The organism is Thiorhodococcus drewsii AZ1 (genome assembly GCF_000224065.1).
GTDB lineage: Bacteria > Pseudomonadota > Gammaproteobacteria > Chromatiales > Chromatiaceae > Imhoffiella > Imhoffiella drewsii.
In genome coordinates this window covers 83324-104424 of record NZ_AFWT01000006.1, presented here as the reverse complement: position 1 = coordinate 104424, position 21101 = coordinate 83324, and the positions used below count along the sequence as shown (strand labels likewise).

The 21101-nt window shown below is 63.9% G+C and carries 16 protein-coding genes; 15 read left to right on the top strand and 1 reads right to left on the bottom strand.

Translation table 11 applies throughout. The features are described 5' to 3' along the window. Positions 1–140 precede the first annotated feature (140 nt). Positions 141–1175: a nuclease-related domain-containing protein gene (locus THIDRDRAFT_RS23605; RefSeq protein WP_007039845.1), complete on the top strand. Its 1035-nt coding sequence runs from the start codon at positions 141–143 to the stop codon at positions 1173–1175. Between the two features lie 2 nt (positions 1176–1177). On the opposite strand, the gene THIDRDRAFT_RS05640 is transcribed toward THIDRDRAFT_RS23605, so the two are convergent. After that, positions 1178–2248, bottom strand: coding sequence for a hypothetical protein (locus tag THIDRDRAFT_RS05640; protein ID WP_040843996.1), 1071 nt, complete (start codon positions 2246–2248; stop codon positions 1178–1180). A 474-nt stretch (positions 2249–2722) separates the two neighbouring features. Between THIDRDRAFT_RS05640 and THIDRDRAFT_RS05635 the strand changes: the two genes are divergently transcribed. The 14 genes from THIDRDRAFT_RS05635 to cmr6 all read left to right on the top strand — a co-directional run bounded on the left by THIDRDRAFT_RS05635 (position 2723) and on the right by cmr6 (position 21068). Further along, a complete protein-coding gene (locus THIDRDRAFT_RS05635; RefSeq protein ID WP_245535785.1) occupies positions 2723–3418 on the top strand; it encodes a DUF1845 domain-containing protein in 696 nt (231 codons plus the stop codon). Between the two features lie 171 nt (positions 3419–3589). Next, complete coding sequence (locus THIDRDRAFT_RS05630) at positions 3590–4210, top strand: STY4526/YPO1902 family pathogenicity island replication protein (protein ID WP_007039842.1); 621 nt, start codon at positions 3590–3592, stop codon at positions 4208–4210. A gap of 130 nt (positions 4211–4340) precedes the next feature. Next, positions 4341–5363 (top strand): conjugal transfer protein TraF, encoded by a 1023-nt coding sequence (locus tag THIDRDRAFT_RS05625; protein ID WP_007039841.1) that lies wholly within the window; start codon positions 4341–4343, stop codon positions 5361–5363. Positions 5364–5371: 8 nt separating this feature from the next. Beyond that, complete coding sequence (locus tag THIDRDRAFT_RS05620) at positions 5372–6820, top strand: conjugal transfer protein TraH (RefSeq protein ID WP_007039840.1); 1449 nt, start codon at positions 5372–5374, stop codon at positions 6818–6820. 96 nt (positions 6821–6916) lie between these two features. Further along, complete coding sequence (locus THIDRDRAFT_RS05615) at positions 6917–10705, top strand: conjugal transfer protein TraG N-terminal domain-containing protein (protein WP_007039839.1); 3789 nt, start codon at positions 6917–6919, stop codon at positions 10703–10705. Positions 10706–10815: 110 nt separating this feature from the next. After that, positions 10816–11103, top strand: a complete 288-nt coding sequence (locus THIDRDRAFT_RS26485; protein ID WP_007039838.1) for a hypothetical protein — start codon at positions 10816–10818, stop codon at positions 11101–11103. A gap of 616 nt (positions 11104–11719) precedes the next feature. Continuing rightward, the gene (gene csm6, locus THIDRDRAFT_RS05605; protein WP_342610817.1) at positions 11720–12934 is read left to right on the top strand and encodes a CRISPR-associated ring nuclease Csm6; all 1215 of its coding nucleotides are present in this window, start codon (positions 11720–11722) and stop codon (positions 12932–12934) included. Between the two features lie 12 nt (positions 12935–12946). Then, positions 12947–14164, top strand: coding sequence for a TIGR02221 family CRISPR-associated protein (gene csx2, locus THIDRDRAFT_RS05600; protein ID WP_007039836.1), 1218 nt, complete (start codon positions 12947–12949; stop codon positions 14162–14164). Between the two features lie 50 nt (positions 14165–14214). Continuing rightward, on the top strand, positions 14215–15405 hold the full coding sequence (cmr1, locus tag THIDRDRAFT_RS05595) for a type III-B CRISPR module RAMP protein Cmr1 (RefSeq protein ID WP_007039835.1): 1191 nt from the start codon (positions 14215–14217) through the stop codon (positions 15403–15405). Further along, a complete protein-coding gene (cas10, locus tag THIDRDRAFT_RS05590; RefSeq protein WP_007039834.1) occupies positions 15402–17348 on the top strand; it encodes a type III-B CRISPR-associated protein Cas10/Cmr2 in 1947 nt (648 codons plus the stop codon). The genes cmr1 and cas10 overlap by 4 nt, the downstream gene beginning before the upstream one ends. Next, positions 17345–18490, top strand: a complete 1146-nt coding sequence (cmr3, locus tag THIDRDRAFT_RS05585) for a type III-B CRISPR module-associated protein Cmr3 (RefSeq protein WP_007039833.1) — start codon at positions 17345–17347, stop codon at positions 18488–18490. Before cas10 ends, cmr3 begins: the two co-directional genes overlap by 4 nt. Beyond that, positions 18487–19371: a type III-B CRISPR module RAMP protein Cmr4 gene (cmr4, locus tag THIDRDRAFT_RS05580; protein ID WP_007039832.1), complete on the top strand. Its 885-nt coding sequence runs from the start codon at positions 18487–18489 to the stop codon at positions 19369–19371. The genes cmr3 and cmr4 overlap by 4 nt, the downstream gene beginning before the upstream one ends. Before the next feature lie 3 nt (positions 19372–19374). After that, positions 19375–19917, top strand: a complete 543-nt coding sequence (gene cmr5, locus THIDRDRAFT_RS05575; RefSeq protein ID WP_007039831.1) for a type III-B CRISPR module-associated protein Cmr5 — start codon at positions 19375–19377, stop codon at positions 19915–19917. Continuing rightward, positions 19914–21068 (top strand): type III-B CRISPR module RAMP protein Cmr6, encoded by a 1155-nt coding sequence (cmr6, locus tag THIDRDRAFT_RS05570; protein ID WP_007039830.1) that lies wholly within the window; start codon positions 19914–19916, stop codon positions 21066–21068. The genes cmr5 and cmr6 overlap by 4 nt, the downstream gene beginning before the upstream one ends. Positions 21069–21101: the final 33 nt, after the last annotated feature.

The following is a 21101-nucleotide window of genomic DNA, read 5'->3' as shown; positions in this document are numbered from 1 at the left end:
CCAGGTGATTCCACCTCAGGGCGGCGGAGTGATGAAGGTCTCACTTCGGGTGCTGGTCCCTTTGCTAGGATCATCGGTCGGTCACGACCGGGCGTCGTGGAATCGCTCTCACGGTCCCTTCAAGAAGGAGCTCGCGCGTCATGGATGCTCAAAGTCTGTTCTCCCTGATCACGCTTGCGGCGGTTCGGCCGCTGGTGTGGCTGCTGCCAGTGGTGTTGGCCGTCCTGGCGCTGAAGCGCCTCATTCCCAGGATGCGGGGTGCGGCTGGCGAGGCGCGCATCGGACGGACATTGGGTCAGCTTTTTCCCGCCGTCCGGCATGATGTGATCCTGCCGGATGGGCGTGAAGGTTGGACGCAGATCGACCATCTGGCCCTAACGCCAGCAGGGCTGCTGGTGGTGGAATCGAAGAACTATCGGGGGCTGATCTTTGGGCGGAAGGGTGAGGCGACTTGGACGCAGGTCCTGGGGCGTCGGCGCCATCCGTTTCAGAATCCATTGCGCCAGAACTATGCTCACGTCCAGGCTGTCAATGCGCTCGGGCTGGGCGTCCCTGTGCTCGAGCGCGTGGTCTTTACGGATGCGGCGCGCTTCCCCAAGGGATTGCCGGAGGGCGTCTCACGCCTGGCCACCCTCGCCGAGGATCTCGAGCCCTGTCGTGAGGGTGTCGTGTCCGATGCCCTGCACCAGGCGTGGCAGCAGCTGGATGGGGCTATCCGCACCGACCGCGCCGCGCGGCGTGCGCACCGAGCGGGGCTGGAGCGGCGCTTCGGCGCGGACGACCGCCTATCTCCTGTGCTCTTGCTGTTGGCGGCCGCCGGAGTTCTGGTGGGTGGTCTATGGCTGACGGCGGGTCAGCTCGGACCGGAGGTTTCGGCCCTGCGTAGCCAGCCGCCGCTGATGCCTGCCCCGGCTTCGTCTGCATCGCGCCCGGCATCTGCCCTCTCCCCAACGAATGTTTCCCCGCCGCAGCTGAGTTCTCGGCCTCAGCAGCGCGGATCGACCGCACCCGTGGCCGCCACCGAGTCGCGGATCAGCCTCCAATGGACGGAGCGCGACGGGGGCTCGCGCGAGAGCGAGGACTGCAAGCTTGCGATCGCCGCTGTGCTGATGGCGAATACCCCCGAGCACCGCCATCGGCGGACACAGGCCTGCGGCAAGTCCGCGATGCCCTGAGTTCAGCGCAGAAATCGACCTTGACCCGTGCCGTGATCGAACGACCAGACGTGCTCGTTGGGCACATTCATGCAGCGGCCAACGATCCGACCCCAGAACTCGAGTCGCCCCGAGGCCAGACGGACCGCGCTGCGTCCCGGACCCTTCGCCCCACACAGCGGACAATCCGCCACATAACGCACCAGATGCAGCCGCGATGCGGTGAGCCCGGTCGGATCGAAGCGCCGCTCGATCACGGTGTCGCCGAACTCGCTGAGGGATTGCCACCAGATCGGCGCGCGTGCCAGATTGTTTTGCGCCAGGTCCAACCACCACCCCAGACTCAGGCGCAGGACCCCGAGCAGAAAGAGCGCCCGCAGCAGCGCCTGAACCGCGGCGCCGGCCGAGTCGCTGTGCAGCCCAAAATAGAAGGTCAGCAAGGCCAAGAGGACGACCAGCACCCCGATCCCGGTCAGCAGGGTGGCGATCACGCCTCCCAGTGGGCTGCGGGAGCGCAGTCCTGTCTCCGGGATCCAGCGCAGCAGGCGAGGCACCTGAAGCTCGACTGGGTAATACTGGATGCTGGATGCGTGCGAGACGGGATTGGCGTGAGCGGTCAATGCTTCGACGACACTCGGCGCCGGTCCCTCCATTGGCTCGAAGCGCAGGAAGTAGCGGATCGTGTTGCCCCGTCCTCCGCCCGCGCCGCTCTTGGCGATCTGTGGCCGCAGCCCGAGCGATTCATGGGCAAAGCGCCGTCGGACATGCTCCTGCCGTGGCTGCCAATAGCCCTCCTGCAAGGTGCGCCAATGGCTGTTGAGGCGTTGCCGTACATCGGCCTCGTCCAGATTGTTCCAGGGCGCCCCGAGCCTCTGCATCATGGCCGCAATCTTCATGACGCCCCAACCGTCCGACACCTGCTCCGGCGTGTCGCCTGTCAGGCGGCACAAGGCCCGTAGCAACAGGATGGGCAGCCGCGGCGAGCGCCCCTCCGGCCAGTCCTCCACCACGATCCGCTCCAGCACCTCGGCGGCGCGCGCCACCCGCGCTTGATCCGCCGCCGAATCGGTCTGTGTTTGATCAACCCATTTCAAAGGGTTCTCCTGCTGTTTCGCGTGCCTGTTTGGCCATGACAGTGGCGGGTGCCGCGACACGCCGGCCAAGGCGATGAAGGAACGCATTCTAAATCCGCCATCGCGCCTGGCCGAGCAGTCCGTCGGTCTTTACCGCACGAAAGGCGTGCCAGGTGCTGGCTTTCATTGGTATTGACGCATCAAGGTTCGGTCTTTCGTAGGAAGAAAACGGTCTATTCACGAATAACCGTTTTATGAAAAAAACGGTATCGAACGGATTAACCGTATTGACTTGAGCCGCAATGCGTTCGCGCTGCACCATGCGGCTCAGCGTGTGCGATGGCTCTCAATTCAGACGCTTGCTAAAGATGCGCAGGTTCTGTGACTGCAGTGAGCCAGGCTGCACTTGATTGGTCTGACTTAGCCGATCGCGACGTTCTTTTCGAATGAAACGACGAAGGCTCTATTCGAGCACGCAGCATGGGGATTCAATCCATGACAGAGGCGTTGACAGCCCCGACCGATTCCAACCCGACGGCGCCACCGGCGAGGACGCGTCCGTCACGGCCGCGCCAACCCTATCGCCACAGCCGCCCGGTCTTTGATCTGACCCTGCGGATTCAGAGCGAGTACGCCCGACGGCTGCTGCGCGATCGCGAATTCCGCCCGGCGATGCATGCCCTCTATGGCATCGAGGTGATCCTGCACCTGGTCGGCGACGATGACGATGCCGAGCAGGTTGAGGCACTGATCCGCGCGCGTCTCGAAGGCCTCGCCGACGAGTTGCAGCGCGAGATCGCCCGTCTGCAGGTCCTGCTCGCCGATCGCGGTCTGGACAAGACCCGCCCGCGCTATACCCATCCGATCACCGCGACCGTCCATATCGCCTCACCGGCGATTGCGCTCTACGCCAACCTCATCCAGGAGCTCGATCGCCTTTTGATGGGCCTCGACACCCTGTGGCTGTCCGGCCTGCTGCCGAGCAAGGAGCGCCTGGCCGTGGCCATCCGCTGGCGCAACCGCATCGGCGGGGCTGGGCAGGAATTCATCGGGCTGCATCGGCGTGCCTATGCCGCCGCCGAGCGGCGCGGCCAGCGCGCGGCGGTCGATGAGGCGGCGCGCGAGGTGGTGTCGGTCCCCGAGGATGCGTCGTCCGAGGAGGAGCCAGCCTCCCGCGACGCACAGGATTGAACGATGGGATGTCCCATCTGGCGCACGCGTGAAAGGTCCCCGGCACGTGCGCGTCGCCCACCGCTCTTCTGCGCATCGCCGGAGGAGAGACAGCGGGTGCTTGGGGGCGATTGCAGTCTGTTACGGCGTTGGCCGTGACGACGTCATGGAGCGAATGGAGTTCAGGTACCTATGAACACGCCGTGTCCCGCAGATGTGATTCTGCAGTTCGCCGTCGAACAGATCCACGAAGGGCATTTCGAGCGCGTGCTCGCGCTGGGGTTCAGCTGGGAGCTGATCCGCTTCCTCGAATCGCTCTCCGGACGGGATCTGCACGACCTCTTCAACGTCGCGGAGCATTTCATCGCGCTGCGCATCGACTTCGATCAGGCGCAGTCGCAGATCGCGATCCGGCGCGTGAGCGAGCAGCGGCGGCTGCGCCAGACCCAACAGGCGCTGCTGCGGGCCGGCGCACCGCGTCAGCTGATGATCGAGATCTATGGTTGGACCGCGACCTATTACTGTGAGCAGCGCAAATTCCTGGGCCTGGAGGACGATCTGCCGAAGGGCGGACGTCCGCGAACGCCAACCTCGGAGGAAGAGGATCAGATCCTGCTCTGCTGGGATCAGTACGCCGATCGGCCCTTGGGGGAGCGTTATCTGGAAACCGCGCAGGCGGTGCGGGTGAGCGTGCGACAGATCCGCAGGACGATCGAGCAGCGCGAGCGCCAGGCGGATGGGGCCGCGTCGCATCACCCACCGAAACAGGAGACGGTTCGGGTGTCTCGGCCGCAGGCGCGTGCGGCGCGGTAGTCGGGCGTGCCCTCCAGTGTCGCGACCGGTCGTTGGTTGGCCCTGGCGAGTCTCCTGCTTGGGGGATCGGTTCTCGACCATGGTGAGGGGCGGGTGACGGCGAAGGCTTCTCGCATGGGGTGGGGCGACCATGCGTCGAGGTGAGCGCGCCATCGGCGCTGTCTTGGTCTTGCTCATCGTCAGCGGTGCAGGACCGACACCCGCAGCCGAGGTGATCCGCTTCTACGAGCGGGGCGCCGAGGGCTGGTTCTGGTATGCCCCGGAGCCGCCGGTGACGCCGGAACCCGAGATGCAACCTGAGACAGAGCCGCCGCCGTCTGCGCCGGTGATGACCAATATTCCGCAGCCGGCGGAGAAGGACACCGCTTCGGAAACAGCGCCAACCGAGCCCGCGCCACTCTCCGCCGCTTGGTTGCGCGCCAATCTGGAGCACTATCAGCGCCAGGCGATCGACGACCCGACCCCGACCAAGGTCGCGCTCTATCTCTATCTGCAGCGCATCGCCCTCGACAAGGCGTCGCGCTTCACTGACGTCTATCAGCGCGTCGTCCAGAGTGATCCCTATCTCGACGAAACGACACGTCACCCGGTGGGCAACTACGCCAATCTGCTGAATCGCATCGCGGGCCAGCAGCGCGCAGCGGTGTTGAAGGACCTCGCGGGCGAGGCGGGGATCTGGTTCTTCTACCGCTCGGACTGTCCCTATTGCGCGGCCCAGGCACCGGTGCTGCACCTTCTCAGCGAGCAGACCGGCATTCGGGTGCAGGCGATCGCCCTCGACGGTCGGGCGCTTCCGAACGGGCGCTTTCCCCAGTTTGGCCGCGATACGGGACAGGCTGTCCGACTTGGCGTCATCTCCACACCGGCCTTGTTCCTGGTCCGTCCGCCCGACGGAATCGTGCCGATCGCCCAGGGGCTGCTGTCGCTGAGCGATCTGGAGCAGCGTCTGCTGCTCGCTGCCCGCGAGGCTGGTTGGATCGATGAGGCCGCCTATGCCCACACCAAGCCCCTGGTCGCTGACTTGAGTCTGGACTGGGGGCCGGAGACACCGCTCAGCGTCCCCGAGAATCCGGACGCCTTTCTTGAGCTGCTGCGCTCCCGCGTGGCGGGTGATGGGCTAATCGCCGCTCCCGAATTGCCCCCGACCGACTGAGGTTCGCCATGCCTGTCCGCTTGATCTGCCACCGTTGCTTGCTCTTCGTCGTGACGCTTGCGTTGGTTGTCAGCACCGCCGTCCAAGCCGACCTCGACGCCGAAATGGAGGCGATGTTCGGCACCCTGGTCAACGTGACCGATCCGACGGCGCACATGGGGCAACGGCGCGGTGTGCTCTCGGCCGGATCGGTGGTCGCGCGCAACCGCATCGTCGACACCAACCTGGTCTCCTTCGTCCCGCCCTCGTTTGAGGCTGGCTGCGGCGGCATCGATCTCTTCGGCGGCTCTTTCTCCTTCATCAACGTTGAGCAGTTCACCAACCTGCTGCGCGCGATTGCCTCCAATGCTGCGGGCTATGCCTTCCAGCTCGCGTTGACCACCATGGCCCCCTCCGCCGCCGAGATCATTGAGCAGCTGCAGAAGAAGGTGCAGCAGATGAACCAGCTCTTCGGCAGTTCCTGCCAACTCGCCCAAGGCATCGTCAACGACACCGCCTCGGCGCTCACCGGCAAGCGGGTGGGGGAGGCGAGTCTGATGGCCGATCTCTATGAGCTGGGGGACGTCTTCGAGAACCGCTCGACCGTCACTGGCAAGGGACCGCTCGAGACCGTCTATGAGCAAGTCCCGGCCGCAGCCGCCAAACAGTTCGAGGGAAACCTGGTCTGGAAGGCGCTCACCGACGCTGAGGTCGAGGGCTGGTATAGCCACGGTGACCAGGCGTTGCTCGAAGCGCTCATGAGTCTCACCGGTAGCCTCATCGTTGGCTCGGCGGACGGCGGGCTGAAGGACGCGCCCGGTGGTGGTGTGAACCTGCCGACCACCTTCCTGCCGCCGACCCTGACGGTGAGCGATCTCCTGTACGGCAGCGGGGAAGGGGAGACTCAACGGGTCGTGGTCTGGCGCTGTGCCTCGCTCTCCGAATGCCGCGATCCGACCAAGGCTGAGATCGCGCTAGAAGGGCTGGTCCCCCGCGTGCGTGCCCTTTTGGTTGGGGATGCCTCACGCGTCGGTCTGATCGACAAGTTCCGCCTCGGTGTCGAGGAGTTGAGCGCCGAGGAGAAGGGCTTCATGGAGCACGCGCCGCTTGGACTGGGCGGCGGGATCCGCACCCTGGCGCGTCTGGAGCCTGGCATGGCCCAGGGCTTCGCCGACCGTGCCGCGCCCATGCTCGCGGTCGAGATGCTCCAGACCCTGGTGCGCGACCTGCTGACCAGCGTGCGTCTGGCGACCGGCAGCCTGCAGCACACCCACACCACCCAACTGCTCCAGCACCTCGACGCCGTGCGCGCCGACATCTGGACCGAGTACAGCACGCTTTCCCAGCGCTACGGCAATCCCAACGAGCTGCTGGAGACCTACCGCAATCTGCTCGCTCAGTACAAGGCGCCGAGCTATCTGGATCTGATGCAGGCGGCGCCGGGTGAGACGTCGGCTGGGGCCGACGCCTCGCCCTGATCCCTCGCGGCCTGCACGCATCGAGCCCTCTTCTTTCCTCTCGTATGCCTGCGTCATCCCAACCCTGTCCACCTCAATCGTCTGGAGGCGCCTCGCATGTGGACCATCTATTCCATCGGTGATCCGGCGTTCCTGGAGCAGGTGCTCAATGCGGTGGCCATGCTATTCGGCGCCGACAGTTTCGTGCGCTTCGTCGGGATCGGCTTTCTGCTCGGGACCCTGATCATCGCCTTCCAGGGACTGCTGCAGGGCGCGCAGAGCATCCGCTTCCAGGGACTGCTGGTGTCCTTCGTGCTCTATTCGCTGCTGTTCGTGCCCAAGGTGTCGGTGACGATCGAGGGCGCCTATTCGGGCTCGGCGCGGGTGGTCGACAATGTCCCGCTGGGACCGGCGGTGGTGGGCTCGGCCGTGTCCAATCTGGGCTATGGGCTCACCCGGCTGTTCGAGCAGGCGTTCGCGACACCCTCCATGACCGAGCACGGCTTCGCCGATGCGCTGCAGGTGATGGCGACGGTGCGCAAGACGGCCTTGTCTCGCCTGACCACGGGAGAGGCCAACAGCCCGACGACGGGAGCGGATGTCGAACAGTCCTGGCTCAACTATGTGGCCGACTGCGTGCTCTATGCGGTCGACCGAAAGATCAATGGCACGACCATGGATACGGTGCTCCAGGCGACCACGCTGGACGAAGCCTTCCAGACGCCGATCGTGACCGGAACCACCAAGCTGATCCTCGGCGAGACACCCGAAGAGCTGACCTGTGTCGCTGCCTACGGGCGGCTCTCGGCCTATACCACGGCATCATTCCTGCCCAAGTTCAAGCAGGCGGTGGCCGCCAAGCTCGGAATCGACAGCGGCTCGGTCGATAGCCGGGTGCGCGCGGCGCTGACGACGCTGGCCCAGGACACGGTCGATGCCCAGCAGTACATGGTGATGACCGCGATCCTGCCGATGCTCGAGCGTGGGGTGATCCAGCACTACACCGACATCGGCCAATGGAATGCCGCCTTGCAGACCAGCCAGGCGATCCAGCAGCGCAACAGCCAGTGGGCGACCGAGCCCTCGCTGTTCGTGCGCATCATGCGCCCCATGATGACCTTCTTCGAGGGCTTCATCTTCGCCATTGGCCCCTTCATGGCCTTTGCCGTGGCGCTGGGACCCATCGGCATCGCCATGGTCGGGCGTTATCTGATTTTCGGGCTCTGGATCCAACTGTGGCTGCCGATCCTGGCGATCACCAACCTCTATCTGATCCTCGCCGCACAGCGGGCTTTCGAGGCCCTGTCGGATCAGGCCGGGGTGACCCTGCCGTCCTTCCGCGCGCTCTACGAGAGCGATCTGCTGCTGCAGGACTATCTGGCCACCGGCGGGATGCTGGTCGCTTCGACCCCGGCGATCAGCCTGATGCTGATCTACGGCAGCGCAATCACGGCGACCCACCTGGCGGGACGGCTGCAGAGCGGCGATCACGTCAACGAGAAGCTGACTTCGCCCGATGTCCTCCAGCCGCAGGCGGCCGGGACCGTTGGACCACTGCTCCAGCGCACCGCGCTCGGCGGCACCGTGGCCCCAGGCGCGGCGGGGCTGCTGTGGTCGTTCAACCTCGGACACTCGGCGCAGGCGACGCTGCGCTCGGCCGAGCAGAGCGCCGAGCAGGCGCAGGAGAGCTTTAGCTACTCGCTCAGTCAGTCGCTGGCGAGCTCGGCGGCGGCCAATCACCAGACCAGTTTGCAGTATGCGCTGGGGCAGCGGCTTAATGCTTCTTACAGTCGGGCGGATGCGGCTGTGTTGGCGGCGAGTGAAGATTTGACGGAGCGGTTCAGGAATTCGCATCTGTCGCACAATCAGATGGGAACGGTTCTCAGAGCAGCAATTGCGGTACCGAAGACGGCGAAAGGAATCGACCGCTTGGCGGGCGAGCTATCGACGCAGTACGGCCTCGACAGAGGCTTGGCCCAGGAGATGGCCCAGGCCGCTGTTCAAAAGGCTTCGACGGATCAACAGCTCCAGGCGCGTTTTGCGGAGGGACTCGCCTATGACATCCAACGGGGGCAGTCAGACAGCTACACCGAAGGGCTGAACCGTACTGAGTCGGCTCAGCTCGCGCAACAGGCTCAGGATTTGCTCACGACGTCCCGCTCCGTCGAGCGGGCCTCCCAATTCGCGCAGCAGTATGGGACCAGCGGAAGCTTCGGGGCGGTGGAGACCTCGGGTCTGCTTCTGGCACACCCAGCGCGCTATGAGCGCTTGGAACAGACTCTCGATCGCTTCGGGCTGGCGGGCGATACGGCCCACCAGGCTGACGCCCTCATGGCCAGTGGTGTCGTTGGCGACCGTCAGCAGGCTCGAGCCATTGCGGGTATGGGGCTGCTGCTCGGCTTCTATGGCGGAGCACGCGCCGATGCGATGACCACCGACGAGAAACGGCAGGCCGAGGCCACGGCCCAGTCGATCTACGCCGGACTGGTGGGTGTGCGCCGGCCTGAGGCCATTGACCCCGAGGGATCGGTTGGGCTCACGATGCAAGGACCCGTATTCGGTGGAGCGCAGGCCCGCGTCGCTGCTGTCGGAGTGCAGGATCCTGGGCAGGAGGTCATGAGCGGACTCACCACGCAGCGGGTCGCGGCCGATGGAACCATCAGGATGCTTGGGGAGGCGCCGGCCGCAGTTAAGCAATTCGCCAGTGGCGGCGCGGCGGCCGTCGCGCAGCAGCACCTTGCCAACATGAGCGCGATTCGCGCTGATGCGCATCAGCAGCTCGGGGAGGAGATCGCTTATCGGGTGTTCCTGCCGCGACCGGCGGCCGAGACCGTTCAGCGGGAGATGGGTGGGCTGTGGATCCGGGCGGCTGAGACGGGTGCTCTGGCGGTCGCGGGCGCCGAGGGAGTAGGCCAGCAGATCGCCGGCGCGGTTGGGGCCTTCGGGCAGACCCTGTCGAATGGGGGGAGCGTTGCCGAGGCGGTTGAGTCCGGTCGCGTCGCTGCGGGCAGTGCGGCGGGATGGAGCGCCGCGCGGGCGGCGATGATCGATACGCGCATGGCGCAGATCGAGGGCTATGGTCTGACGCCTGCCCAGGTCGCGTTCTATCGCGAGGCATCAGAGTCCAGCCTCTTTGCCTTCCCACCGGGCACCGAGCAGTTGGCCGAGCGTCAAGCCGTGATCGCCGAATCCGGCGCGTCGGGGGAGGCCATTGCAACCCTGATCGAGCGTGCCGTGGTCGGACGGGACGACACGGATTTGCGCCTCATTGGTCAGTACAATCAAAGCATGCCGATTGCCACAGTGGGTGAGTCTGCCGCGATCGGGACGCTCAGTCCGTCAAGTGCGCCTGGCCCTCTGCTGCACTCGAGTGTAACGGAGGGGCATCTGGGGCAACTGCTCGATCTGATCGCCGTCCCGGAGTCGCACGGCAACTACAACGCCTGGTACGACCACGTCGATCAGAATCAGGTCGATCTATCGACCCTGACCCTAAACGAGGTTCGCACGTTTCAACAGCAACTGCTCGATGCAGGGAACGGCGGGTCAGCGATCGGGCGTTATCAGTTCATCCCGTCGACACTCGAGGGTCTGACCGACCGGCTTGAGCTAACGGGGTCCGAGCAGTTCACGCCAGCCTTGCAAGATCGACTGGCGCTGGTGCTGGCCCGGGATGCCGGTGTCAATGACTGGATCGGTGGCGAGATGCCGACCGACACCTTTGCCTACAACCTGTCACGGATCTGGGCGGGTTTGCCGAAGGATGCGTCGAATCAGAGCTATCACCAGGGTACGGGTGACAATGCCGCGCGGATCGACTACACGACCGTTGTCCACCGTTTGGCCGCGATTCAGGGAGGTGAGTCGGCGGCCACCGCCGCCTCAGCACCGACGAGCGCGCCGTGAGTCGCGATGCTGGCTGGGCTTGTCCCAGGGTGCGTCGTGGCACGCCATTCTCGTTCGGGACTAGACTGCTTTCAGGCGCTGGATCGGATGCCTGTTTTGGAGGTAAAGCGATGTTTTCGATTCGTCATTGGAAGTGGTGGAATTGGCTGTTGGCGGCCATTCTGATGCCGCTGCTAGCCGGTGGGCTCGGGCTGACTATTTTCGTCGGACTTGCGGTCATTGCGCTGATCGCCCGGCTGCTTTTCGGTCCGGCGCCGCCGTGGGACCCGGAACTCGATGCGCCGCTGATCTCCCTTTCTGACAAAGAGCCTGATGATTACGAGTGGCACGAGTGGTATTGGATCAGCTCGAAGCGGATGCGTGGCTCGGTAGGGGCTGATTTCATCGACCATTTGTAGACGGGTTTTCAGTAGGCGAGTGCGTGATCCTGCATTGATGCTCCACCGACTCTACTCTGAGCGTGAGATCCATGTGGTCGAAGGCTTCCGTCACCGTATTCAAGTAGCTTGCGAGAAGTGCTGAAACGGGGTCCATGGGGTCAGTCTATCCTGATCTGCGCCGGGCGAGGTCTCTCGGCCCTAGCATGCCACAATGGCTAAACCTGTTGGTCAGTTCACAGAGCGAACGCGGCGCCAATGCGCGCGTCCGGCATGGCGAGTAGGGTCTTTGCATGTGTCTGCGGTCGGTCGCTCGCGTTGTCCAAGCGACCCACGGAGCCGAGGAGGGCGCTGATTGCCGCATGCCTGTTCTCAAGGGTGCTTGAGCGCCTACGCCCTGCCATTTAGGAGTGAAGGGGCCGTCACAGTGACCCGCAACGAGAGGCCCTATGTCTTCGACCAAGGGGTTGACCAAGTCGCCATGCGGCAAGATGCATGGATCTTCGTCACAAGCTTGTGATGACGGCGGTGGTCTGAAGCCTGTGCGAGGATACCGACACGCCGGCAACCAGATCGATCGGGACGCCATGAAGGATAAGGATGGCTCGACGCATAGAAGAAGCGCTCGAGATGCCAGATGCAAGGACATGACATGATGCAAGAACAGATTGAGCACAGAGCATCCGCAAACGAATCGTATTGTTACCCCCGTCGCATCTTGCTAGCCGTGACCGGTCTGTCGCCGCAAATCGTGACCGAGACCTTGTATGCCTTATGGCGCTCGAATCCCGGAACGCTGCCGACAGAGGTCCATTTGATCACAACGGCTACCGGTGCAGACCACGCCCGCCTGAATCTGCTATCTCCAGCCATCGGTTGGCTGGAAAGGTTGCGTCGTGAATATGACCTGCCGCCGATTCGCTTTGCCCCAAGTCACATTCATGTGATCCCTGGCCGCGATGGTGAACGGCTCGACGACATCCGCACTCCCGACGAAAATGTTTGCGCAGCCGACTTCATCACCGATCTGGTGCGGCGCTTGACGGCGCAAGAGGACAGTGCTCTGCATGTCTCGATCGCCGGCGGACGCAAGAGCATGGGCTATTTCGTTGGGTATGCGCTTTCGCTGTTCGGTCGTCCCCAGGACCGGCTTTCGCATGTACTGGTCTCAGCGCCCTTTGAGAGCCATCCTGAGTTCTATTACCCGACCCTAACGGAGCATCCGATCCATGTCGGGCCGGAAGGCAAGAAGATCGCCTACGACTGCCGGACGGCCAAGGTTGATCTGGCCTGGATCCCTTTTGTGCGACTGCGCTCAGCGCATCACCGCCCCCTCGTGGAGGGCAACGCACGCTTTTCAGACTGCGTGAGCGCGGTCCAGGAGGCGCTCGCCGAGCACGAACTGATCCTCGATCTGCAAGGCAAACGCATTTGCGCCGGAGGTCAGATCATCCGGCTTCCCCCAACCGAACTGGCCTTTCTCTCATGGTTTGCCCGACGCGCCCAGGCCGGTCTTCCACCGCTGCCCGGAATCACCTTCAAGGATCCGGAGGGACGTGGCGCTGACTATCGTGCCCAGTTCATCGCCGAGCTGGAACGTATCGATCCATTGCTCGACGAGGACAGTCGCACGCTCAGGGCCGCCGGATTACGCGACGGGATGCTGCCTGACTATTTCAACACCAAGAACAGCACGCTCAACCGAATGCTGAGGGACAAGGTGGGTGCGCTCGCGGCACGACCGTATCTCGTGCTCCAGGAGCCGGACGGGAGCGGCTACGCGTTAGCGTTGCCGCCCGAGGCGATTCGGTACGCACCATTGCCAACAGCAAAGCCACAGAGATCCCGATAGAGAGGACGCGCTATGACGAACAAGGCATTGATGACCTTGGTGAGTTTTCTCGGACGTGCTCGACAGGATTCCAAGACGGGTTATCGGACTGCCAATTACCGTTTTGCCAATGGAGCCATCCATTCGACACCTTTCTTTGGTCTGGCGTTACGCGAGGTGATTGCTCCGGCTCGGTTGGTGTTGCTGGGGACTGCGGGAAGCATGTGGGACGTTCTGATCGAGCAGTTCGCCACCGAGGGTGAAGATGAGGAGTTGAGGCTGAAATTGATCGAGGCCGCAACCGAGAACGCTGTCGATGGTTCGCTGCTCGATGCGGTCACACCCTTGGTCGAGCGTGCGCTGGGCGTTCCCTGTCTGCTGCGGCTCATCGATTACGGCCGCGATGCCGAAGGACAGGCGCGCATCCTCGACAGCATCGCCGAATCGGTTTCGGAAGGGCACGTCTCCATCGATCTGACGCATGGTTTCCGACATCTGGCAGCCATCGGCGCGCTGTCGGCGTTCTTTCTGGAGCGGGTGCGCGGTCTGACCATCGAGGGCATCTACTACGGTGCGCTCGACATGACCGAAAACGGAGAAACGCCGGTCTTGCGCCTTGATGGATTGCTGAACATCGAGCGTTGGCTTGATGCCCTGAGCCGCTTCGATCAGAACGGTGATTACGGTTTGTTCGCGCCGTTGCTGTGTGCCGACGGGGTCGCGCCCGACAAGGTGCAATGCCTGCTCGATGCAGCCTTCTTCGAGCGCACCCTCAATCTGAGCGACGCCCGCCGCCGCATTCTGACCTTCCTGCCAGTTCTTGGCGAACCGCTCACGGGCGTGTCGGCGCTGTTTCGATCTGCGCTCGCTAAACGCTTGGAATGGGTACGTGGCGCCGGACTCATGGCCTACCAGCGACGGCTCGCTGGCTTCTATCTACACCAAGGCGATTACGTGCGCGCCGCCATTCTAGGGTTCGAGGCCGTCATCACCCGTGAGTGCGACCGTCGCAAATATGGCACTCAGGATCATCGGAACGATCGCAAGCCCGCCGAAGAGGCTTTCGAGGCGGAGATACGGACTGGCGATCAGCCGCGCGCGGTGGGCGACGCCTATTGGATGCTCAAGAATCTGCGCAATGCCCTTGCGCACGGCAATCCATCGGCACTGGAGAAGGTGCGCCAAATCATCGCGAGCCCTGAGCGGCTGCCGGCGGAGCTGCAACGGGCGATGGATCGCGTCCTGAATTGACAATGCCTGGAAGGAGCCCTTCCTGTAACTGACGACATGGAGTATCCAACGTGCCTGAGACCCTGGAAGCAACCTACCGCATCGTCACCCCGATGTTCATCGGCGGAGCGGATCAGACGCCGAGCGATGGCATCCGTCCACCCGCGCTCAAGGGGGCGTTGCGGTTCTGGTGGCGGGCGTTGAATTGGGGGCGCTGTCTGCGCGAGGCGCGTGATGAGGCTGCTGCGTTGCGATTGCTCCATCAGGGCGAGGCGCGGCTGTTTGGTCTCGCCGCCGACGGTGAGGCAAGTGGACAGGGCTGCTGTCTGCTACGGGTCGATACCGAGGCGCGCACACTTAAAAAGGCAAGCCTGCCAAGCGCAAGCGCGGGCCATCAATACCTGCTCGGCCTGGGGCTGTATCACTTCAGGGACCAATATCTGCGTGAGGCCATTGCCCCCGGCGAGGTGCGCGTGACGCTGCGCTTTCGCCCTGGCACGACGACGGATCAGCGCCTGTCGGTCGCACAGGCGCTGATGGCGCTTGGATTGCTTGGGGGGCTTGGCAGTCGCGCCCGCAAAGGGTTTGGTGCGCTAGCGATTCAGACGCTCGCGGGCACTGAACTCGCCGTCCCGGCAACGGCCGACGAGCTGGCCGGGGCACTGGCCGATCTGAGCGCGGACCGGCTCGATTCACTCCCCCCATTTACGGCCTTTTCCCGGCACAGCCGGATCGATCTGCTGCCCGTCGCGCATCGAGATCCTTGGCGTTTACTTGGTGACATCGGCAACGAGATGCAGCGCTACCGCAGTTTTGGGCAGAACGGCAAAGTGGCTGGCCAACCTGCGGAGCGCAACTTTCCCGACGATCACGATCTTGCCTTGGCGGTCACGAATGGCGATCAGGTCGATTGTCACCCACGCCGGGCGGTGTTCGGTCTGCCGCACAACTATTTCTTCAGTTCCAGCAAGCAGAAAGCAGAGTTCAATGCGGTTGCCCCGAAACCCGGCGGCGGTTGGAGCGATCTGGGGTCACACAGGCGTGCCTCGCCCCTGTTCCTGCATCCGCATCAATTTCCGGACGGCTCGGTTGCCGGGCTGGTGACCCTGTTGCCAGCGCAATTTCTGCCCGAAGATTGGTCGATTGGCTTGAAAGCCAAGGGGCCGATGCGCCGTGTCGAAGCTGACCCCGACTGGGGTGTCTTGCATGCGTTCATGGATCGCTTTCGCGAGCGGCGCAACCTTCTGGAGGCTCGCTCATGAGCGACCAAACCTTCCACTTCACCCTTGGTCCCGTGCAGGGATTCGTGGCTCAAGCGCGGCGCACGCGCGATTTCTGGGCCGGTTCCTTTCTACTGTCCTGGCTGGCTGGAGCGGCCATGCTGGCAGTGAAACAACAAGGGGGCACCATTGACTTTCCGAGTCCAGATGACGGCTATCTCGGCTGGCTGACAGGCAAAGGATCGGGCGACACCCCACGCCAGGGCTGCATCCCCAACCGCTTCAAGGCGATTCAGTGCAAGGTTCCGGGTGATTTCGATCCTGTGCATATTGAGCAAAGCGTTCGCGACGCCTGGCGAGCGCTGGCCGAGTCGGTCTGGACACGAGATCTGCGGCCGCATGACCCTAGCGCGGACACGCGCGCGATCTGGGAGCGTCAGATCGACGGCTTTTGGGAGATCAGTTGGGCTTTGGGCGAGGACAACAGCCTGCTCGATCGGCGCAAGAATTGGCGCACGCACCTGCCGCCCGTTGAGGGTGGCGTGAAGTGCTCGATGATGGCCGGCTGGCAAGAGCTGTCTGGCGCCGTCGCTCCTGGCGATGCCTGTCTGAAGGACTTCTGGGAGGGACAGCGCAAACAATTTCCACGTGATTTCGATGAAGGCGAGCATCTTTGCGCCATCGCCTTCATCAAGCGCCGGTTCGTGGGGGCTTTCGCCAAGCTGAGCGCCACAATGCCCGACGGCTGGACCTTGCATGGCTGGCAACTCGATGGCCAGATGCCTTCAACGCTCGATTTGGCCGCCGCGCACTGGGTGGCCGGGCTGGATGGCGCCCGCTCCGAGGATCTGGAGACCCTGCGCGCGGCGACCGAAAACCTGCTCGATGGGTCCGATGGCGGCCTTCGCCTGCTGCGCTGCGTGCGCGAGACCCGAAGCGAGGTACTCACCCGGCTGCATTCCAGCGCGCTCTTCCCCCATGTGCTGGAGAACCGGGCACTCTGCCAGAATCGCGATAAGGTCAAAGAAGTACGCAAGGCGCTCAAGATCCTGGATTGTAAGACCCCACCCGCGCCCTTCTACGCCATCTTGCTGATGGACGGCGACAGCCTGGGCCAACTGCTGCAAACGGATCTGCAGGCGCCGCCCAAGATTTCGCGGGCGCTCAACGCCTTCACATCGGCGGTTCCCGAGCTGGTCGATCAGCACAACGGCTTTCTCATCTACGCCGGTGGTGACGACGTGCTGGCCCTGCTGCCGCTGGAGGATGCACTCGGCTGTGCCACAGCCATTCGCGCGGTCTACCTCGCGGCCTTCAAGGAAGCGTTTGGCAAGGAGGGCTGCTCGACCATCTCCGCCGCCGTCACCTTCGCTCACGTCAAGATCCCGCTGACGCGGCTACTGCGCGACAGCCATCATCTGCTCGACGACATCGCCAAGGACGCCACCGGTCGCGATGCCCTGGCGGTACGCGTGGTCAAGTCTAGCGGCGAGGCGCTGCAATGGGCGCGGCCTTGGCTCTGTGCGCTGAGCGTCGAGGCACCCGAGCAACTCACCATCACGCGCTTGGCCGAAAGGTTCGCGGCGGATGAGTCCGGTGAGGCGGCGGATTTCAGCAGCAAATTCTTCTATCGGATCCGCGAACGCTTCGCCTTTCTCAATCCGCCCAAGGGCCAACCGGATGCCGAAGCCATCTTCGACCTGGAGCAGGCTACGTCGCTGTTGGCCGTCGATTATCTGGCATCCGGTGTCAATCGAGGGCTCACTCTGAAGATCCAGGAGGCCGAAGCCTTGATCCGTCCCTTGCTGAAGCAGTGTTCCCCGGTCAGACGCTACACGTCAGATGAGGACAAACCACGGCGGGCTACGCAGGTCATGCCGATGGTTCCGCAAGCAGGCATCGAGTTCTACCAACAGCCACGCTTGGAGGCCGACGCCGCGCTGCTGGTGCGCTTCCTGGCGCAGAAAGGAAGGGAACGGTCATGACAGAGACGCTCTACTGGCGGTTCGACCCACTCGACACCTGGTTCTTCCGCGAGGCGCGTGGTTTCGAGACCAGCGGCCACAACGAGCTGAGCAGTCTGTTCCCGCCTCCGGCGCGCACGGTGGCCGGCGCCCTCCGGACCCTGATTGGCGAGCAGCAGCAGGTGGACTGGTCGCGTTTTCCCGAGGCAGACGCGTACGCCGAGCTGCGGGCTCTGATCGGGGATGGTGACAGCCTGGGCCAGCTCGAACTGACTGGCCCTTATCCCCTGTGGAATGGCGCACGGCTCTATCCCGTTCCCCAGCATCTGCTCGGCAAGGACGGCAAGTATCGCTTCTTGGAGCCCGGCGAGCCTGTGACCTGCGACCTAGGGCGGGTGACTCTGCCGCAGATTCGCGCCACGGCGGACGGGCCGCTCCTCGGTGCCAAGCCCCTGGAAGGTGGCTGGCTGGAGCGCGCGGACCTGCAACGGGTTCTTGCGGGCAAGGTGCCCGCGCGCGTGCTCTTCAATGACGACCTCTTCGACGAGGAACCTCGCTTGGGTATTGCCCGCGACAACGCGCGACGCACCGGTCGGGACGGTCTGCTGTATCAGACCCGCCATTTGCGCCCGCGAGCGGGGCTGGCCATCGGCGTCGGGTCACGCGGTCTGAGCGCCGACATGCTGTCCACGTCGGACGTGATCCGCTTCGGCGGCGAGGCGCGTCCCAGCGCGGTACGCCTGGTGGCGGAGCAACCGGTGGGGCCGGAGCCGCCGGTGGCACAAGGGAACCAGCTGGCGTTGATGCTGCTGACGCCCGCTGATTTCGACCGTGAGTGGCTGCCGCCCGGATTCATCCCGAGCGAGCGTGATGGATTAGGTGTCTGGCAGGGCAAAATTCGGGGTGTCTCCCTGACCTTGCGCTGTGCCGTCATCGGCAAAACCGCCCGTGAGGGGGGCTGGGATTTGGCCAACCAGCGCCCGCGTCCGGTGCGTAGTCTGGTTCCGGCCGGAAGCATCTATTTCTGCACCCTCGATGACGGGGTGGATGCCCGAGCTGCGGTCGAGGCGCTGCACGGACAGCATATCGGTCGCGATTCCGCCCTCGGGCGTGGGGAACTGGCCGTCGGACTCTGGCCAATCGAAGGAGACGAAAACGCATGAACACTTCAGCCCTACTCGGCCTGCTGGCCGAGACGTCCATTCACGCCGGCGCCGGACAGAGCGGCGGAGTCGTCGACCTGCCGATTCAGCGCGAGGCGCATACCGGTTGGCCCGTGGTCTACGGCTCGGCGGTCAAGGGCGCGCTGCGTGCCCTGGCCGAAGAGAACACAGAAAAGAACGCGCCATGGTTGACTGCCGTTTTCGGCCCCGAGACCAATAACGCCTCCGATCATGCCGGCGCCCTGCTTGTCGGTGACGCCCGCCTCTTGCTGCTGCCGGTGCGCTCACTGACCGGACACTTCAAATGGGTGACCTGTCCGGCGTTGCTGCGCCGCTTCGCCGCCGATGCCGCGCGGCTGGGATTGACTGCCTTCGATCTGCCGGCAGCGTTCGCGCGTCTCGACCGCCAAACCGTTCTGCTCCCCGAGCCGACGGGCGAATCGCTCTATCTGGAGGAATTTCGACTGCGTACCGAGCAAGCCGACTTCGAGACCATCATCCCTGTGTTGGCGAGCCTGATGGATCGCTTCGATGCCGAGACCGCCCTGCGCAAGCAACTGGCCCTGGTCGATGACGACCGCTTCAGCCATCTGGCCCAATTCGCCACGCCGGTCAATGCGCATGTCTGTATCGACAACAGGACCAAGACCGTCAAGCCCGGCGCGCTCTGGTACGAGGAGAGCCTGCCGCCCGACACCTTGCTCTATGTCGCCCTGCATGCCCAGGCGGCACGCCGGAAGGAAGCCGACAAGAGCGCCGCCGAGGTGCTCGCCCACGTGACCGGCGACCTGTTCGGCCAGCGGCCCTATCTACAGCTCGGCGGCAACGAGACCGTTGGCATGGGCTGGTGCAAGGTTAGTGTTCAGCACGGGGAGGGTTGAGGCATGGCCAAGAAGCACAAACCGGCAGGTCCACCCAAATACCGCAAGGACGCGCCCGCGACGCAGCCACCTGCGGCGGTCAGTGTCTCGCGTGATTTGCCCCCATCACCCTCGGCTCGCGAGGAGCCCCGCGATAGGGGAACGCCCGAGCAACAACGCGCGCGCTTCGCCTTGGACCGCATCAAGGCACTCGCCGAGGAATGGCGCAACGATCTCAAGACACAGAAGGAATTCAATAGCCACGCCAGCGCGATGCCCTTCATGATCCGCGCCAACGGATTGGGGCAGACTGCTGCTTTCTACCGGCGCAAAGGCACCGACCATGTCTATTACCGACTCTATGCGCTACTCGGTGACTGGTTGGCGCAAGCTGAGCGCCCCTTCGACGGTAAGCCCGATCTGCTCGCCGCCATCACCCAATCCGAACAGGACGCCTATCTGGCTGCTCAGATCGAGTCGCTGCTGTTTCTCGACTGGGTGAAGAAGCTGGCGAGTGCCTTCCTGGCGCGTGAGGATGAGGCCGATGAGGGGGGCGTTGCATCATGACCTTGCCACTCTATCTCGATAATCATCCAGCACCGAACGCCATGCCCGATGGTGGACATCGTGGACTCTGGTATGAACGTTTCTTCAATGCCTATGACGATCAGTGGCAGGTTCCAGCCGAGGGCAAGGCCCAATGGGTCAAGAGCAACGCCAAGCGTGCCGGGGACGGGCCGTCACTGGAAGAGGCCGTCCAACGTCAACTCGAACTCGTGACTACGCTCGGTGGTCGCGGCGCGGTCTTTGCCGCCGACTGGCACTTCGCCACCGGACTCGGTCTGCCTCATCCGGTCGAGAACGGCCTGGCCTGGCATCACACCCTCGGGGTGCCCTACCTGGCTGGCAGCGCGGTCAAGGGATTGGTGCGCGCCTGGGTTGAAGTCTGGGACGACTCACTCGACGACGAGCAGCGTCAGCAACGGCTCGCAACCTGGTTCGGCAGTCTCGATCAGGCCGGCGCCTTCCTCTTCTTCGATGCCTTGCCAATCGCACCGGTCAACCTGCGCGCCGATGTGATGACACCACACATGGGCAAGTGGTACGAACAGGGCGGTGAGATCCAGGACTGGCGCCATGAGCCGGACAAGGTTCCCGCCGACTGGCATGCCCCGGTGCCGGTGCCCTTCCTGGTCGCCAGCAAGCCTCAACTGCTGTTCGGCATTGCCCCACGTCATCCCGACTTGGCCAGTGAATTGGACGCCGTGTTCAAGGCGTTGAAACAGGCGCTGGACTGGCTCGGTGCTGGAGCCAAAACGGCGGTCGGCTATGGACAGATGCAAGAGAATGAGTCCGGTACTCGCCAGTTGTACAAGGATCAAGAACAGCGCGAGCAGAAGACAAGGGAGGCCGCTGAGACCAGGCGTCGAGAGGCTGAACGCCTGGCCGAGCGTGAACGTTTGGACCCTTTTGAGCGCACTTTGCTCGATCTGATCGACGCGCGCCCGGACAAGAACCAGAGCGAGATCGTCTATCTGATCGGCCAAGTGAAGAGTGGTCGCTGGCAGGGCGAAGAGCGGCAGCGTGTCGCACACTGGCTGGAAGCACGGATGAAGGCAACGAAAGGACAATGGAAACCGCAATCACAGGCCAAGAAGCCCGACAAGGATCGCGACTACCAGAACACCTTGCTCGTGCTGCAGTGGCTCAAGGGTTGATGAAAGCTTGCGTGCGTCCCTCCAGACGCAGCG

What these genes read in the sequence shown, in the direction of transcription:
- THIDRDRAFT_RS23605 (WP_007039845.1), top strand. Translation starts at nt 141, where the DNA reads ATGGATGCTCAAAGTCTGTTCTCCCTGATCACGCTTGCGGCGGTTCGG.
- THIDRDRAFT_RS05635 (WP_245535785.1), top strand. Translation starts at nt 2,723, where the DNA reads ATGACAGAGGCGTTGACAGCCCCGACCGATTCCAACCCGACGGCGCCA.
- THIDRDRAFT_RS05630 (WP_007039842.1), top strand. Translation starts at nt 3,590, where the DNA reads ATGAACACGCCGTGTCCCGCAGATGTGATTCTGCAGTTCGCCGTCGAA.
- THIDRDRAFT_RS05625 (WP_007039841.1), top strand. Translation starts at nt 4,341, where the DNA reads ATGCGTCGAGGTGAGCGCGCCATCGGCGCTGTCTTGGTCTTGCTCATC.
- THIDRDRAFT_RS05620 (WP_007039840.1), top strand. Translation starts at nt 5,372, where the DNA reads ATGCCTGTCCGCTTGATCTGCCACCGTTGCTTGCTCTTCGTCGTGACG.
- THIDRDRAFT_RS05615 (WP_007039839.1), top strand. Translation starts at nt 6,917, where the DNA reads ATGTGGACCATCTATTCCATCGGTGATCCGGCGTTCCTGGAGCAGGTG.
- THIDRDRAFT_RS26485 (WP_007039838.1), top strand. Translation starts at nt 10,816, where the DNA reads ATGTTTTCGATTCGTCATTGGAAGTGGTGGAATTGGCTGTTGGCGGCC.
- csm6 (WP_342610817.1), top strand. Translation starts at nt 11,720, where the DNA reads ATGCAAGGACATGACATGATGCAAGAACAGATTGAGCACAGAGCATCC.
- csx2 (WP_007039836.1), top strand. Translation starts at nt 12,947, where the DNA reads ATGACGAACAAGGCATTGATGACCTTGGTGAGTTTTCTCGGACGTGCT.
- cas10 (WP_007039834.1), top strand. Translation starts at nt 15,402, where the DNA reads ATGAGCGACCAAACCTTCCACTTCACCCTTGGTCCCGTGCAGGGATTC.
- cmr3 (WP_007039833.1), top strand. Translation starts at nt 17,345, where the DNA reads ATGACAGAGACGCTCTACTGGCGGTTCGACCCACTCGACACCTGGTTC.
- cmr4 (WP_007039832.1), top strand. Translation starts at nt 18,487, where the DNA reads ATGAACACTTCAGCCCTACTCGGCCTGCTGGCCGAGACGTCCATTCAC.
- cmr5 (WP_007039831.1), top strand. Translation starts at nt 19,375, where the DNA reads ATGGCCAAGAAGCACAAACCGGCAGGTCCACCCAAATACCGCAAGGAC.
- cmr6 (WP_007039830.1), top strand. Translation starts at nt 19,914, where the DNA reads ATGACCTTGCCACTCTATCTCGATAATCATCCAGCACCGAACGCCATG.